The organism is Pontibacter sp. JAM-7, assembly GCF_048548695.2.
In the GTDB taxonomy this organism is placed as follows: domain Bacteria; phylum Pseudomonadota; class Gammaproteobacteria; order Pseudomonadales; family Balneatricaceae; genus Neptuniibacter.
This window is the reverse complement of the sequence record NZ_JBLYIF020000037.1, coordinates 1-269: the sequence shown is the minus strand read 5'-3', so window position 1 is coordinate 269 and position 269 is coordinate 1. Positions and strand designations below refer to the sequence as shown.

The following is a 269-nucleotide window of genomic DNA, read 5'->3' as shown; positions in this document are numbered from 1 at the left end:
CGACTGGAAACCTTACTACCCGAGTCAGGATGTCATCACCTTTGATGAATACCTGAAGATGCCGGTGAAAAAGCGCCAGCGTACCCGGGTGATCAATCTGTGCCGAAACTATAAATATCTCAGTCGTGGCTACTACTGTTCTCTGCTGGCGGAAGCCCGTGGTCATACGGTGTTGCCTGCGGTGCAGTCGATTAATGATTTGGGGCGCAAAGCCCTCTACCTGATGCAGCTGGATGGTCTGTCAGAGCTGGCGGATAAAAACAGCAAGC

General features: G+C 52.0%; 1 protein-coding gene. It reads left to right on the top strand.

Translation table 11 applies throughout. From position 1 onward, the window contains the following. Window positions 1-269: RimK-like ATPgrasp N-terminal domain-containing protein (locus tag ACFVYJ_RS13775; protein ID WP_463255426.1), on the top strand; the 269-nt coding region annotated here is incomplete at both ends.